This is a genomic window from Edwardsiella sp. EA181011 (assembly GCF_000800725.1).
GTDB lineage: Bacteria > Pseudomonadota > Gammaproteobacteria > Enterobacterales > Enterobacteriaceae > Edwardsiella > Edwardsiella anguillarum.
The window spans coordinates 1,817,428-1,832,802 of the sequence record NZ_CP011364.1 but is presented as its reverse complement, the minus strand read 5'-3'; the positions used below and the strand labels follow the sequence as shown (position 1 = coordinate 1,832,802).

Genomic DNA, 15,375 nt, shown 5'->3' with positions numbered 1-15,375 from the left:
GGACGCGATATGACAATCTTAGATATGGCGCGTTTACTGGCCCCCATCAGTGAACACCATCCTGCGGGAGAGGATATCAGCTTCGACCCGCTATATGACCAGATTCGGGAGGCCCGCCGGGCCGATGCCGACTACCTTGGCCAGGGGGAGTGGGTCAGCGCGCTCAAACAGTCAAACTGGGCCGAGGTGATCCGCCTGACCTGCGAGGCGCTGGCGACGCGCAGCAAAGATCTGCAGCTGGCGGTGTGGCTGTGCGAAGCCCTGGTGCAGCGGCATGGGTTGCCGGGGCTACGGGATGGGCTGCTGCTGCTGGACAGCCTGCTGGAGCGCTATTGGGCGGAGATGTATCCGGCGCTGAGCGAGGGGGATCTGGAGGGCCGGGTGAGCCGCCTGGAGTGGCTCAACCAGACCCTTCCCCCGGAGCTGGGCCTGCTCCCTCTGACGGCCGCCCAGGATGGACGCGCCTATGGCTGGCTGGACTGGCAGATCTCCCGGGAGGTCGATAACCTGAAGCGGCTAAACAGTGACGCGGCGCAGGTGGCCATCAGCGAAGGCAAGCTGGATCCGGATGCCTGGGATCTCGCCGTCAGCCATACGCCAGGCACCTTTTATCTGACGTTGCAGGACGCGCTGCAGCAGGCCATCCACGCATTCCAGGGATTATCCCAGCGGCTCGAGCCCTTATTCGGACGGGATGCCCCGCGGGTAAGCGATGTGGCTGAGCGGCTGGAGCAGATGCTCCGGCTGGTGGGGCGTCTGGTGGAGGGCAAGGGGGTGACGCTAGCCCGCGACGCAGAGGAGCACGCGGTGGCGCCGGCAGGCGCAGAGGCGAGCGCCACGCTCAGCCCCCCCTCTTCCGGCGTGGCCGGCGCCCCCCGAACCCGCGAGGAGGCCATCCGGCAGCTCAGCGGCATCGCCGCGTTCTTCAGGGAGACCGAGCCGCACAGCCCCGTCTCCTACATTGTGGATAAAGCCGCCCGCTGGGGCAATATGAGGCTGGATGAGTGGATCCGGGAGGTCGTGGAAGATGACGGCACCCGGCGGATGCTCAAGGGTGTACTGGGCTATGATGAAGAATAAGGCGATCTGGGGAGCCGTCGGCTGCCTGCTGCTCAGCCTGATCGGCTGCACCTCCGACTTGGCAAAGCAGCAGGCCCGCAGCAATGTACAGTGGCGGTATGGCAGCCAGGCCATTCTGGTGAATGCGCAGACCGCCCCGGATCTGAACAGCTACGACGGCGAGTCGCACAGCCTGGTGCTGGCGGTGGTGCAGGCCCGTTCGCCTGAGGCCTTCTATCAGTTAACCCAAAACCCCGAACTCGCCGGCCACGTCTTGCAGGGCGGACGTCCCCCTGACGGGGTCTTGCAGGTAAGCCGCTATGCCCTGGAGCCCGGCCACGCTTTCCGCCTGGTCTTGGATCGCCTGCAGGAAGCGCGCCAGGTGGGGTTCATCGCCGCGTTCTACGGCCTGCCGGTAGCGCAGACCTCCCGCCTGTTTGAGATCCCGGTCGCCGTAACCCGCTCGGGGATACTGTTCCCGGACTGGCAGGCCGCCCCCTCCCCCGTGGCGCTGACCCTGAAGCTGGGTAACAGCGGGATCGGCGAGGCGGTCATCAATCCGGTAGAGAGTATCCCCCCGGCCCCCGACCCGGCCGACGCACCGGCGGTGGCGACGCCAATCCGGCTGAGCGATATCAGCGATCCCTAGGCGCGATCCGGCGGCCCGTCCATTACGAATTACAAATTAAACATGCAGTTATAGTAAAAAACTGCGCCAACTCTCCACTCTGGCCTTTAGGGTAATAGATGAAAATTCACAAACCAGTTTATTGGCATCAGGGCATGTTTTTACAGCCGCAGCATTTTCAGCTGGCAGACCTGCATAGCCAATTTCAGCTCAAGCCATTCCTGGATTCCGGACTGCAGGATTTTTGGGGAGTGGGAGCGCTGACCATTGCGGAGTCAGCCCTGGGCAACCAACAGCTCAATGTCCTGTCGGCTGAGCTGCTCTTCCGGGATCACAGCTATGTCGTATGGCCGGGCAATAGCATCTGTAAGCCGCGCTCCTTCGCCTCGGCCTGGCTGGATCAGAGTCGGCCGTTCAATGTCTACCTGGGGCTGAAGAAGCTGGACACGATCGAGTCCAATGTGGCCGTCGTGCCACAGCTTGAGGATGGCGCAGGCCGGAACATCCGCTACGTGACGACCCAGCAGGGAGACAAGCTCGCAGATTTATACTCGGATGGGCCCGAAGCCGAGATCCAGAGCCTGCACTACGTGCTGCAGATACTGTGGGAGAGCGAGGTTGAGAAGCTGACGGATTACAATATCCTGCCCATCGCCCGGCTGGAGCGCCAGGGCGAAGTGATTCAGCTGTCTAGGAACTTCATTCCGCCGTGTTACATCATGGGCGGCTCCGAGAGCCTGATGCGGGTGGTGCGGGATGTCCGCGACGATCTGGCGGGTCGCGCCCGCCAGTTGGAGGCCTATAAAAGCCCACGCGAAATCCGCAAGGCGGAGTTCGATGCCAGCTTTCTGATGTTTCTGCTGGCCCTGCGCACCCTCAACCGCTACGTGCCGCTGCTGTACCAGCTGACCGAGTCACCGCAGATCCATCCGCGCAAGGTCTACGACGTACTGCGGCAAATCGTCGGCGAGCTGTCCACCTTCAGCGAACGCTGCGACATGCTGGGATCCCCGGACGGAAACCACCCGGGACTCCCGCCCTACCGCCATCAGGATATCGCGCCGGGTCTCTTCGCGGTACGCGATCTGATTATTAATTTATTGAATGAAATATCGATCGGCCCCGATTTCCTGATCGCCCTGGAGCCGAGCGGAGAGTACCTGACGGCGCGGCTCCCCAAGAGCCTGCTGGAGGAGCGTAACCGCTTCTACCTGATCGTCCGCAGTGACATGGCACCGGATGCCCTGCAGGCCGCGTTCCGGGCCCGCGCCAGGCTGGCCGAGGCCGGCGCATTGCCCTTACTTATCCAGCGCGCCTTGCCGGGGATCACGCTGACGCCGCTATCGTCAGTTCCCGAGGGCCTGCCCCGGCGCTCCTGCTCGTTTTATTTCAAGATCGATAGCCAAAGTGAAGCCTGGCGGCAGGTCGCCCAGAGTTGCCACATCGCATTCAACTGGTTCGATGCCCCAGATGACCTCAACGTAGAATTGGTAGGAGTGAGCCGGTGAGTTTATCGGAAGCATTTATTCAGCCCATGCTCTATGTACGGCAGTATCTGCAGGCGCCCGAAGGCGATGCGTCATTATTCCGTGAGCGGCTGCAGTCATACCTGCACCACAGCCGGATCCGGGCCCAGGAGGAAGGGGAAAGTCCGGCGGCGATCGACGCCGCTATGTATGCCGTTGTGGCCTGGATGGATGAGGCGATCCTGTGTTCGGCGTGGGACGGCGCTGCGACATGGCGCCGTGAGCCCCTGCAGGCCGGCTACTTCAACACCGTCTGCGCCGGGGTCGACTTTTTCGACAGGCTGTCCGCCCTGAGCCCCGAGGCCGACGGCGTCAGGGAGGTCTATCTGCTGTGTCTGGCCCTGGGGTTTGAGGGGCGCTATGCCGGCCCGGCGGGCCAGGCCGCGCTGATGCAGATCAGGATGCTCCAGCTGAGGACCTTGCACGGCGAGGTATGGGAGGCGTCGCAGCATTTATTTCCAGAGGCCTACCCGCGCCCCTCACTCACGCCGACGCAGCAAAAGCGATGGCTGACCCACGGCCGCTTTACCACCATCGTCGTGCCGCTGGCCATCCTGGCCGCACTGTATGGCATTCTGAACTGGGTACTATATGAATACGCGGATATCGCGCTGGAGTGGCTGCCATGAAACGTCTCTTCAAATGGATCGCTGTCGCACTGATCCTGATCGTACTGGCGATACTGTGCTGGCTGCTCACGCTGTGGCAACGCTGGCCCGCCGCCGCCGCATGGGTGCTGTTTCTCAGCATTCTGGCCGGCGCCCTGCTGACCCGCTATCTCTGGCGTAAGGCGCGGGCATGGCGTACCCGCAGCCTGGAGGCGGAGCCGGTTGAAAAAGCCCGGGCCGCGGAGCGCCATCCCGTGACGCTACAGCGCCAGTGGAAGGCGGCCACCACCCTGCTGAAGCACTCCCAGCTGCGCCGTTTCCGCCACCCGCTGCAGGTTCTGCCCTGGTTTATGCTGCTGGGCCGCCCGGGGACGGGTAAATCGGCGCTGCTGGCGCAGTCAGGCCTGGCGGCACCGCTGGATTTGCCTCATGAGATCAATGACGGCAAGGCGCCCGTCGACTGGTGGTATTTCGACAAGGCCGTCATCCTGGACATCTCTGGCCAGTTTGTACAGCCGGAGGCATCACAGGATACCCGCACGGCCTGGAACAAGATGCTGGATCTGCTGGGGCGCGATCGCGACCGGGCCGGATTGAACGGGCTGGTCCTCACGGTGTCGGCCCAAACCCTGCTGTCCGAGGACGGCGGCGGCATCGTCGATGAGGGACGGCTGATTCGCACCCGCATAGAGCAACTGATCCGTCTGTTCGATAGACGCTTCCCCGTCTATGTCCTGGTGACCCAAATCGACAGCCTGTACGGCATGGAGGCCTGGTCCCACCTGCTGACCCCGGAGGTGCTGGATCAGGCCATGGGCCATGTGGTGGATGAACCGGAGAACAGCCGCGACGTTCGTGACGTAATCGATATCGCCCTGGGCAGGGTCAGCAGCCGGCTGAAAACCATGCAGCTGACGATGCTGCTGCAGCACCCGGATGCCGATCCGGCCTTATTGATGTTCCCCACCGAGCTGACCAGGCTGGCCGGGCCCCTCAAGCGCTATGTCTATCATGCCCTGGGAGACAGCTCCTATCTGGAGTCGCCCATCTTGCGCGGCGTATTCTTCGCCAGCGCAGTCCAAAAGGGAAACACCCGCAGCGGGCCCCCGGATCAGCAGGAGATTGCGCTGCAGGAGGCGGCACATGACACCGTCAAGCGCGGGGTCTTTGTCCGGGATCTGTTTAACCGCGTTCTGCCGGCCGACCGTAACCTGAATCGCCCCGTCGCCGTGACCAGCCCCAGGCGACGTCTGAACCGCCACCTGGGCCTGTTCACCTGGTGGCTGTGCGTGGCCGCCGCCCTCGGCTATCTCGGCGTATCGGTCGTGTACTGGCAGCATACGCTGGACGATCTGCGCCAGCGCTATCCGGCAACCATGGCCATGAATAGCGCCCTGCCCCACAACATGCGGACGCTGATCGCACAGCGGGATGCGATTTATTGGCTGGAAAGCAGAAACGCGCAGTGGGCCAGCCGAGTACTGGCATTCCAGCATCAGCTGTTCTCGGTTGAAGAGGATGCAAAATCGCAGTATGTAAATGATTTCGGCAAATATATATTGCCCACGCTGGACAAAGCGATTCAGCAGAGTACCACGGCGGAGCGCATGGCATCCCATCCGGATGGCCTGGTGAACGCTATTCAGGTGGAGGTCCGCCGCGCCAACCTGCTACAGGCGAGGCTGCGGGGCGCCAGCGATGAGGCGCTGATGGCCATGCCCCCCATACCGACCCCGCCCCTGCGGTTACTGTATCCGAGCCTGGATTCGGATACGGTCTCCCGCTTCAATGACCTGTTCCTCTCCCAGCTGGCCTGGTCATCGGATGTCCAGCAGCAGAACGCCCGCCTGCTGCGCCTGCAGGAGCGGCTCCGACAGCTGGCGGCGCAAAGCGCCACCCTGGACTGGGTCATTCCGTGGGCAAACGCCCAGCCGGATCTGACTGGCGTGACCTTGGATGACTTCTGGCAGGGCTCACTGCGGCCGGATAACCTGCCGGAGGTCGCCGCGGCCTATACCCTAGAGGGACAGCAGCGGATCCGCGCATTCCTGGTGGAGATGCGCAACAGCATGCCGAACGACATCGCCTTCGACAAAAAACTGGCCGCATTCAGGCATGAATATGCGCAGAAGCGATTGCAGGCCTGGCAGGATTTCGCCGGACACTTCTCCCAGGGAGAGCGGATCCTGGCCGGCCAGGGAGAGTGGCAGAGCACCATTGACCGACTGCCCCACGATGACAACCCGTATCTGCGCCTCGCCCGCCGCCTGCTGAACGAGTTCGCCGACACGCCGGATGACTTGCGTCCAGGCTGGCTCCGAGTGCTCCCGCAGTGGCTGGAGATACGTCAGCGCGCCCACCAGCAAACCATCGTCAGGGTACCCGGACTGGTCAGCGACGTCGGCGGCATGATCCTGCGCGGAACGGCGCAGAAGGGCGCGCTGGATCAGACCCGCAGCCAGCTCGTCAGCCGGCTGGATGCCATCCGCCTGTATCAGGAGTATCAGGCGGCCATGACCCAGGCCATGAACAGCGTCGTCATCAGCCAGGCCCAGGCCACCAAAGTGGCGGCGGACTTCCATGGCTTTGACAGCCAGCAGAGCGGACAGTCCTCACTGCAGACGGCCTATGCACGCCTGATGAGCCTGCGCAGCCTGCTGGGATACAACCGGTCCGATGAACAGCTCACCTGGGGACTGATGGCGGGCCCCTTACAGCTGGTCATTCGCTATGCCGATCAGCAGGCCTCCTGCTTCCTGCAGAGCACGTGGCAGGACCGCGTCATCGCGCCATCGCGCTGGACCCTCAACCAGGCCGAGCGGGCGGACAAGCTGTATGGTGACAATGGGTTGCTCTGGACCTTTTTATCCGGACCGATTAAGCCGTTTATCCAGCGTAACGAGACGGGCTGGCAGGTGGTGGATACGCTGGGGCAGTCAGTCCCCTTTACCGCAGACTTTCTGCCCTTCATCAACCGGGCCCTGATCCGTCAGGTTGATCTGAAGGCCGGGAAAATCGAGCTGCGCCAGAAACAGCAGCAGGCGGTCCTAGCCCAGCAGCAGAAAAAGCAGCGCTGGCAAACCGCGGCCGCCGAGTCTGCCGAAAAACTGGCGGAGCTGAACACCAGCGTCAATGCCCTGAAGGCGAAAAGCTATCCCGTCGCCCTGACGGGGCTGCCGACGGACGTCAACAGCGACGCCCGGGCCAAGGTCGTGGGAACCCTGCTGACCATGCAATGTACCAATGCCACGCTCCGGCTGAACAACCTGAACTTTGCCGTGATGCAAAGCGTACTCTGGTCACAGCAGCAGTGTGGCCAGGTGACGCTGCAGATCCGGCTTCCTGCCTTCACGCTGACCCGCAGCTATCCCGGGCCTCAGGGCTTTGTCAGCTTTTTACGGGATTTCCAGGGCGGAGCCCGCCGGTTTACCTCGGCGGACTTCCCCGCCGACAAAAGTCGGATGGCGGCGGTCGGGCTAACCCAGATTACGGTACGCTACCGTATCGCCGGACAGGAGACCCTGCTGCAGGACGCCGCCCAGCTGACGCAGGCAGAACGTGATATTCAGTCAGCCCAGCGTCTTCAGCAACAGGCGCAGCAGGCCCTGGCCACGCTGAATAAGCCGACCACGTCGGAGATCCTTCCGCCGCTGGATGCACTGCCGGGACTGAGCATGATGAGTGTACCGGAGCGCATTGGGCAGTGCTGGCGGGGGGATATCCGCCTGGCCAGAGAAAACGGCGGCATTGGTCAGCTGATGAGTGAACTGGTCGCCAAGCAGGTCACCGACCGGCCGTAATGCCGGCGGCGGGACGTCCGTTTCCGGGATGAGCGGAGGGCCGCGGATCCCGGACTCGGGCGCGGGGAGAGGCTGACGCCCCGCCCTGATGCGGCGGACGGACGCCCTAACCACGCCGGCTGGCGTCCCCCATGGAGGGCGTCGCGATCGTCGCCCTCTATGCCACGACGGACGCCGGCGAGCGCCGATCTAGCCGTGAAGCTGCGCCAGCAGCGCCTGACACGCCGGCGGCAGCGGCGGCGGCGTTTGCGCCTCACAATCCACGCTGCCCGGCGGACAGCGCAGGCGCACGTGCATATGGGCGCGGTGGGCAAACCACGGGCGCACCTTATGCAGCCAGGCGCGATCGCCGCCGGCCGTCTCGCACAGCTGACGCTTGATCGCCGGGTTGACAAAAATACGCACCACCTGGGGATCCTGCGCCGCCAGCCTGATCAGCTCGCCGACCTGCGGCGTCCAGCGCGACGGGATCACCCTGTCGGCGCCGACGGCCACCAGATCCTGCGGCACCGGCTGCCGCAGCTGCTGCGGCGTCCAGCGCACCTGGGGCAGCTGTAGCCAGATATCCACATCCAGCCCCGACTGATGGCTGGCGTGACCGCCGTTGAAGCGTCCACCGGCCGGCATCGCCATATCGCCGATCAGCAGGGTACCCAGACGCTGCGTGCGGGCCTCGGCACCCAGGCGCGCCACGAACGCCAGCAGCGTCGGATGGCCGAAGTAGCGCCGCTGATCGCTGCGCATGACCTGATAGTTCTCCGACGCCAGCGGCAGCGCCTGGGCAATGCGCTGCCAGGGCGTCTGGGTCTGAGCCAGCGCCGGCAGCGCGCACAGCGCTGCCAGCCATAACCACGCGCGTTTACTCACGCTGACCACTCCTTTATGACCAACGCGGAACCGTACAGGCGACATCCGCGCACTGCGCACGCTGGCGCAGCAGATGATCCATCAACACCAGCGCCATCATCGCCTCGGCGATCGGCACCGCCCGGATCCCCACGCAGGGGTCGTGACGGCCGCGGGTGACCATGGTCGTCGCCTCGCCGGCGCGGGTAATCGTCTGCCCTGGCACCATAATGCTCGACGTCGGCTTCAGCGCCAGGCGCGCCAGCAGCGGCTGACCGCTGCTGATCCCACCCAGAATACCGCCGGCATGGTTGCTGAGAAAGCCCGCCGGGGTGATCTCATCGCGATGCTCGCTGCCGCGCTGCCCCACCGCCGCAAAGCCGGCGCCGATCTCGACGCCCTTCACCGCATTGATACTCATCAGCGCATGGGCCAGGTCGGCGTCCAGCCGATCGAAGACCGGCTCGCCCAGCCCAGGGGGAACCCCGGTCGCCATCACCGTCACCTCGGCGCCGATCGAGTCGCCGCACTTTTTCAGATCGCGCATCAGGGCATCCAGCGCCTCCAGCTGCTGCACATCGGGACAGAAGAAGGGATTCTGCTCTACCTGCGCCCAGTCAGACAGGCGGCAGACGATATCGCCCATCCGGCTCAGGCAGGCGCGGATAACGATGCCATGCTGCTGCTGAAGGTATTTTTTAGCGATCGCCCCGGCGGCGACGCGCATCGCGGTCTCCCGCGCCGAGGAGCGCCCGCCGCCCCGGTAGTCGCGCAGGCCATACTTCTGCTCATAGCTGTAGTCGGCGTGGCCCGGGCGAAACAGATCCTTGATGGCGCCATAGTCCTGCGAGCGCTGATCGGTGTTCTCGATCAGCAGCCCAATACTGGTGCCGGTGGTCATCCCCTCAAAGACGCCCGACAGGATCCGCACCCGGTCGGCCTCGCGCCGCGCCGTGGTGTAGCGCGACGCGCCGGGGCGACGGCGATCGAGATCGCGCTGCAGATCCGCCTCGCTCAGCGCCATTCCCGGCGGAACGCCGTCCACAATGCAGCCCAGCGCCGCACCGTGCGACTCGCCGAAGGTGGTTACTCTGAATACCTGACCAATGCTGTTTCCCGCCATGTCACTCTCCTGGTTGCCCTGACGCCATCAGGGGACTGCCTGTCTCTGCATTCGGAATAAAGGGGGGCAGGCCCAGCGACCGCCCCCTCGCGCTCAGCTGCGGTAAAGGGCGAAGTGCTCCGCGCACTCCAGCAGCTGCTGACGCGTCAGCATAAAGACGCCGTCGCCGCCGTTATCGAACTCCAGCCAGACAAACGGGATCTGCGGATACTGCGCCATCAGATGCACCATGCTGTTGCCCACTTCACAGATCAGGACCCCGTCATCGCTCAGATAGTCCGGCGCACAGGCCAGGATACGGCGTACCAGCTTCAGGCCATCGCTGCCGGCGGCCAGCCCCAGCGCCGGCTCATGGCGGAACTCGTCGGGCAGATCGGACATGTCCTCTTCATCGACATAGGGCGGATTGGTCACGATCAGGTCATAGCGCAGCGGCGGCAGCTCACGGAACAGATCGGAGCGGATCGGCGTCACCTGCTGCTCCAGGCCGTGCTGCTGAATGTTATGCTCCGTCACCGCCAGCACATCGCTGGAGATATCCACCGCGTCCACTTCGGCCTGCGGGAACGCATAGGCGCAGGCGATGGCGATGCAGCCGCTGCCGGTACACATATCCAGAATGTGCTGCGGCTCATCGCCGATCAGGCCGGAGAAGCGATTGTCGATAAGCTCGCCGATCGGCGAACGCGGCACCAGCACCCGCTCGTCCACATAGAATTCGTGCCCGCAGAACCAGGCCTTATTGGTCAGATAGGCGACCGGAATACGCTCATTGATACGGCGGATCACCCGCTCAACGATACGGTGACGCTCACTCAGGGTCAGACGGGCGCTACGCATATCCTCAGGAATGTCCATCGGCAGATAGAGCGTCGGCAGCACCAGCTGCACGGCCTCATCCCACGCGTTATCCGTGCCGTGGCCGTAGTAAACCTCAGCGGCGTTAAAGCGGCTGACGGTCCAGCGCAGCATATCCTGAATGGTGTGCAGTTCGTTTACCGCCTCATCGACGAAAATCTTGTCCAAAGTAGCCTCCAGCAGCGCTCGGAAAGTCATGCCTCACGGCATAGATTACATAATATTGAGTGATACCCGTCGGGGTATAGCGGCTGTAGTGTGCCATGAAGCCACGGACAAATCAGCAAGGATCCGCCGCCGACGGCGGTTTTACTTAGCGCGGCGCCCATCTGCGGTTACACTGTGATTATCAGTAAGAAATCAGCGAACCGTCACAGCATGAGCAAGAAACATTCCATCAATGGCGATGACGCCGCCCTGTTCCGCACCGTCGTCGCCGGTATCCGCCCCCTGAGCCAGGACAGGGTAACCCATCGCCCGGCGCGCCTGACGCGCCAGGCGGCGCCGCAAAAGGTGCTGCAGGAGCAGATCGACGCCAGCTTCTACTTTTCCGATGAGTTTCAGCCCAACTTGAGCAGCGACGGGCCGACCCGCTACGTCCGCCCCGACGTCAGCCACTTTGAGCTAAAGCAGCTGCGTCGCGGCGACTACACCCCGGAGATGTTTCTCGATCTGCACGGCCTGACCCAACAACAGGCCAAACAGGAGCTGGGGGCGCTGATTGCCACCTGCCGCCGCGAACACCTCTGCTGCGCCTGCGTCATGCACGGCCACGGCAAGCATGTTCTCAAGCAGCAGACGCCGCTGTGGCTGGCGCAGCACCCCGACGTCCGCGCCTTTTATCAGGCGCCGCGCGAATGGGGCGGCGATGCCGCGCTGCTGGTGCTCATTGAGGTCGATGAACGAGAGACGCCGCACCTCTGAGGCGCGGGCTCCACGCCGGCCGCCGTCGGGCGACGGGACCGATAAGGAAGATCAGAGGTCGTCGGCCAGCTGGGATGGGCTCACCTGCCACGCCAGCTCACCCGCGGCCCCGTCCAGGGTTACGGCGGCGATGGCCGAGGTCGCAAACATCGGCGGCGTCTCCTGTGGGCAGAGGGCGGAGACCAGATAGCCGACCAGCGGCAGATGCGAGATCACCAGCACCCGCTGCGACGCCTGCTGTGACAGCGCCTCAAGGTAGCTGGCGGTGACATCGGCATCGCCGCCCGGCACCAGCTCGTTCAGGATCTCGACTTCGCTCGGCAGCGACAGCGCCTCGCGCACCGCGGCCAGCGTCTGCTGCGCCCGCAGATAGGGGCTGACCAGCACCCGATCGATGTTCTCAACCTGGCTACCCAGCCAGGCCGCCATGCGCACGGATTCCGCACGACCGACCTGCGTCAACGGACGCTGCGCATCGCTGGCGGCCTCAAGCGCCGCTTCACCGTGACGCATAATAAAAACTTGCATATTGCACCGCTACTGTTGGTAAACGCCGACGCCACCGTGCGCGGCCCTTACACCCTGGTGGAAAGAAAAATATCGTTACTCAATGCATCCTTTTCCGCGCCAAGCCGGAAGAGCAAAGGATCGCAGTGGGGCTACCGCCGATTTATTGTTATCACGAGGCGACGCGCGCCGTTATTCGGCGCGCTGTTAACGGCGCACCCCGTACGCCGCAGGGACGAAAACTACCCCGTTCACCGCCGGCTGTACAGATCTTAAAGGCAAAAGAGTTGCAGCCAGTGATCCGGCTCTCATCCCCCTGCGGGCGGCCCAATGCCATCGGCCCGCGCGGCGGATAACCTCCGATTACAAAAAAACGCACGGTCTCCCGTGCGTTTTTCCCCCTCGGCGCACGCTTAGCGCAGGCCCAGCTGGAAAATCAGCGTCTCGGCCTGACAGCAGAACAGGAAATCGATGTTCAGCTCGAAGCCCTGCGCATTCTGCGCAATGCTGCTGGTGATCTGGCACGGCTCGGACGCGACGGACTGCGCCTTTTCAGTCAGCTGAGCCAGCATCGCCTGAGCCTCATCCTGGCTGGCAAATAGATGACGGTAAGATGCGGTGCAGTCGGTATTGTCCATCACGGTACCTACGTCTACACAACAGCATGCCGCGGTTTCAGTCGCGCTGCATTTATTGATTGCATCGGTCATTTCGCTTGTCTCCTCAGTGGGGCAACCGCCCCGATAGTCGTGCCAATGATGATCTGGCTCAAAAAACAGGATATTTACGCTTATTTTACCTCGCCCGCCTTTTTCACACTAGCGCCAGGAGAGCGGAATTACGCATCGCGCCAAAATCGCGTAATCTCCACGGTTTGCGGCGTTTTTTCACCTATATTCACCCAGCAAGGTAATAATCTTACAACAAAAATAACAAATTAAAAACATCAACCCCATGAAATCAAAGAACAATATTGCAACATTCAGCCATCGTCCCGCGCCGATACGGCACTGGTCTGATTTGTTAGGCCGCCGCTCCCCCCTACAATCCGCGCTCCTTGTTACGACGTGTAACATTGTTTAAAAAAAGTTCTACGAGGCTTCGGATATGCGCCAGAAAAAACTGTTTACTCGATCGGCGTTAGCCGCGGCGGTAGCACTACTCTCTTCCAACGTCAACGCGGCGGGTTTTCAGCTCAATGAATTCTCCGCGGCCGGACTGGGCCGGGCCTTCTCCGGCGAAGGGGCCATGATCGACACGCCGGCCTCCGCCAGCCGCAACCCGGCCGTGCTGAGCACCTTCGACCGTCCGGCGATCTCCGTCGGCGGCATTTATATCGATCCGGGCGTCGATATCACCGGAACCTCGCCGACCGGTCAGAGCCTGAACGCGCACAACATCGCCCCGAGCGCGCTGATCCCCAACCTGCACTACGTGCAGCCGCTGAACGATCGCTGGTCCATCGGCGCCTCCGCCACCAGCAACTACGGCCTGGCCACCGATTTTAGCGATAACTACACCGCCGGCGCCTTTGGCGGCACCACCGATCTGATGACCGCCAACTTTAACCTGAGCACCGCCTACCGCCTCAACCAGCAGCTGAGCTTCGGCTTAGGCGTCAACGCGGTATACGCCAAGGCGAAGATCGAGCGCTATGCCGGCGATCTGCCGCAGATGCTGGCCCCCAAGCTGCCGCAGCCGTATCGGTCAATGGCCATGAACATTCCCGCCGACACCCAGATCGCCGATCTGAAAGGCCACGCCTGGGGCTACGGCTGGAACGCCGGGATCCTGTTCCAGGTAGACGAGCGTAACCGCTACGCCCTGACCTACCGTTCAGAGGTAAAGCTCGACTTTAAAGGCGACTACAGCAGCGCCCTGCCCGCTAACCTGAACCCGATCCTGGGCGTCATCGGCCTGCCGATGGGCAGCAGCGGCCAAGTCATTCCGGGCAAGCTGAGCATGACCCTGCCGGCGATGCTAGAGGTCTCCGGCTATAACCGCGTGGCGCCGCAGTGGGCTATCCACTACAGCCTGGCCTATACCACCTGGAGCCAGTTTAAAGAGCTGAAGGCCACCAATAACAGCAACGATACCCTGTTCCAGAAGGATGAGCAGTTCCACGACGCCTACCGTATGGCGCTGGGGGCCACCTACTACTATGACGATAGCTGGACCTTCCGCGGCGGCGTAGCCTTTGACGCGACGCCGGTGCCGGCCGAGCACCGCTCTATCTCCATTCCGGATCAGAACCGCGCCTGGCTGAGCGGCGGCTTCAGCTACGCCTTTAACCGCGATCTCTCCGTGGACGTCGGCGCCTCCTATATGCACGGCTCCCACGTTGACTTCAAGGAAGGTCCCTATACCTTCCGCTCCGTCGGTAAGGCCTGGCTGTACGGCGCTAACCTGAACTACGCCTTCTAATCGCGACGCCGTCAGACATCGAGCGCCCCTGTGGGGCGCTTTTTTTATCTCTGCGCCCACGACTGCCCGGAAAGCCACCGCCGCACGATGAGGGCGATAGCGCGCCGATCGTCCCGGCAAAAGGCGGCCGGTACGGCAACGCTCGGCGGCGTCCGTGGGTATGGTAAGGGAGAAGGCGGTGGGACGCCAAAGCGGGAGCGGTCGCCGCGAGGAAGTCGACGCGCGCGGCGGCGCTGCAGAGATAAAAAAACGGGCGCCCGCCGGACGCCCACGCAGCCTATGCCTCAGTTAGCCGAGTCGATATCTTTCAAATCGTCCTGGATCGCCTGCGCATTGGGGTTGGTCTCCTGCTGAACCTGACCGCCGTTGACCAGGAAGTCATTGTACTGGAAGTAAGCCTCGCGTACCGTGATGTACGGATCGGGCGAGTTGCGCAGCAGGCCGTCGGAGTCCAGCAGCTGGGCCCGGGTTTCAATCCCCTCCAGCGCCCACTTACCGGCCGACATCCAGAAGGTCAGCCACCCCAGCGGCGGATAGAGGTAATCCACCGAATCGCCCCCCTCCTGGCGCAGGGTAAAGCTGCCGTAGCCCGGCAGCACCACGTAGGGGCCGTAGGGGATATGGTAGTAGCCCAGCGTACTGCCGAAGCGCTGTGGATCCTGCTTGCCCAGCTTGTCAGGGTTGGCCATCGCCGCAACGTCGATCAGCCCGCCCATCCCCAGCGTCGTGTTGAGGAAGAAGCGGTTAAAGTGACGGAAGCCGTCATAGATCCGCCCCTCGGCAAAGCTGTTCACCATGCTGGCCGGCTCCGCCAGGTTAACGAAGAAATTCATCAATCCGTTACGCGCAGGGCGGGGAACATAGTCACGCCATACCACGGCCACCGGCCGCACCAGGTAGGGGTCAAGGTAGTCATAGTTCACGCTGAACATGGCCCGGTTAAAGCCCTCCAGCGGATCCGATCGCCCCTGTGTATCGTGCGGGGAAGATCCCGTGGCACAGCCGGCCAATACCACGCTTGCCAGGGCCACCCCCGCCAGACGATATTTCATAATTCACTCCATCAACAAGA

Annotated in this window: 13 protein-coding genes; 7 read left to right on the top strand and 6 right to left on the bottom strand. The window is 63.0% G+C overall.

Features of this window, described 5'->3' with window-relative positions; translation table 11 throughout:
- Positions 1–9: 9 nt before the first annotated feature.
- The 5 genes from tssA (at position 10) to QY76_RS08115 (ending at position 7,621) form a co-directional block, all read left to right on the top strand.
- Positions 10–1,080 (top strand): type VI secretion system protein TssA, encoded by a 1,071-nt coding sequence (gene tssA / locus QY76_RS08135; RefSeq protein ID WP_045424177.1) that lies wholly within the window; start codon positions 10–12, stop codon positions 1,078–1,080.
- Complete coding sequence (locus QY76_RS08130; RefSeq protein ID WP_045424174.1) at positions 1,067–1,708, top strand: type VI secretion lipoprotein TssJ; 642 nt, start codon at positions 1,067–1,069, stop codon at positions 1,706–1,708. Before tssA ends, QY76_RS08130 begins: the two co-directional genes overlap by 14 nt.
- A gap of 98 nt (positions 1,709–1,806) precedes the next feature.
- Positions 1,807–3,195 carry a type VI secretion system baseplate subunit TssK gene (gene tssK, locus QY76_RS08125; protein WP_034172515.1) on the top strand — a complete coding sequence of 463 codons (1,389 nt, stop codon included), beginning with the start codon at positions 1,807–1,809 and terminating at the stop codon, positions 3,193–3,195.
- On the top strand, positions 3,192–3,842 hold the full coding sequence (locus QY76_RS08120) for a DotU family type IV/VI secretion system protein (protein WP_045424169.1): 651 nt from the start codon (positions 3,192–3,194) through the stop codon (positions 3,840–3,842). The genes tssK and QY76_RS08120 overlap by 4 nt, the downstream gene beginning before the upstream one ends.
- Positions 3,839–7,621 carry a type VI secretion protein IcmF/TssM N-terminal domain-containing protein gene (locus QY76_RS08115; RefSeq protein ID WP_045424166.1) on the top strand — a complete coding sequence of 1,261 codons (3,783 nt, stop codon included), beginning with the start codon at positions 3,839–3,841 and terminating at the stop codon, positions 7,619–7,621. Before QY76_RS08120 ends, QY76_RS08115 begins: the two co-directional genes overlap by 4 nt.
- A 189-nt stretch (positions 7,622–7,810) precedes the next feature.
- On the opposite strand, the gene QY76_RS08110 is transcribed toward QY76_RS08115, so the two are convergent.
- The 3 genes from QY76_RS08110 to prmB form a co-directional block, all read right to left on the bottom strand.
- Positions 7,811–8,533, bottom strand: a complete 723-nt coding sequence (locus tag QY76_RS08110) for a penicillin-insensitive murein endopeptidase (protein WP_371201547.1) — start codon at positions 8,531–8,533, stop codon at positions 7,811–7,813.
- The gene (aroC, locus tag QY76_RS08105) at positions 8,502–9,590 is read right to left on the bottom strand and encodes a chorismate synthase (protein WP_045424164.1); all 1,089 of its coding nucleotides are present in this window, start codon (positions 9,588–9,590) and stop codon (positions 8,502–8,504) included. The genes QY76_RS08110 and aroC overlap by 32 nt, the downstream gene beginning before the upstream one ends.
- Positions 9,591–9,683: 93 nt before the next feature.
- Positions 9,684–10,616 carry a 50S ribosomal protein L3 N(5)-glutamine methyltransferase gene (gene prmB / locus QY76_RS08100; RefSeq protein WP_034162681.1) on the bottom strand — a complete coding sequence of 311 codons (933 nt, stop codon included), beginning with the start codon at positions 10,614–10,616 and terminating at the stop codon, positions 9,684–9,686.
- 210 nt (positions 10,617–10,826) lie between these two features.
- Here prmB and smrB point away from each other — a divergent pair, with 210 nt between their 5' ends.
- Positions 10,827–11,372: an endonuclease SmrB gene (gene smrB / locus QY76_RS08095; RefSeq protein ID WP_045424161.1), complete on the top strand. Its 546-nt coding sequence runs from the start codon at positions 10,827–10,829 to the stop codon at positions 11,370–11,372.
- Between the two features lie 51 nt (positions 11,373–11,423).
- On the opposite strand, the gene sixA is transcribed toward smrB, so the two are convergent.
- Together sixA and QY76_RS08085 are read right to left on the bottom strand one after the other, a co-directional pair.
- Positions 11,424–11,900, bottom strand: a complete 477-nt coding sequence (sixA, locus tag QY76_RS08090) for a phosphohistidine phosphatase SixA (RefSeq protein WP_034162683.1) — start codon at positions 11,898–11,900, stop codon at positions 11,424–11,426.
- 392 nt (positions 11,901–12,292) lie between these two features.
- Positions 12,293–12,589: a YfcZ/YiiS family protein gene (locus tag QY76_RS08085; RefSeq protein WP_015461965.1), complete on the bottom strand. Its 297-nt coding sequence runs from the start codon at positions 12,587–12,589 to the stop codon at positions 12,293–12,295.
- Between the two features lie 397 nt (positions 12,590–12,986).
- Here QY76_RS08085 and fadL point away from each other — a divergent pair, with 397 nt between their 5' ends.
- A complete protein-coding gene (fadL, locus tag QY76_RS08080) occupies positions 12,987–14,303 on the top strand; it encodes a long-chain fatty acid transporter FadL (RefSeq protein WP_045424157.1) in 1,317 nt (438 codons plus the stop codon).
- A 284-nt stretch (positions 14,304–14,587) separates the two neighbouring features.
- On the opposite strand, the gene mlaA is transcribed toward fadL, so the two are convergent.
- Positions 14,588–15,355, bottom strand: coding sequence for a phospholipid-binding lipoprotein MlaA (mlaA, locus tag QY76_RS08075; protein ID WP_034162685.1), 768 nt, complete (start codon positions 15,353–15,355; stop codon positions 14,588–14,590).
- Positions 15,356–15,375: the final 20 nt, after the last annotated feature.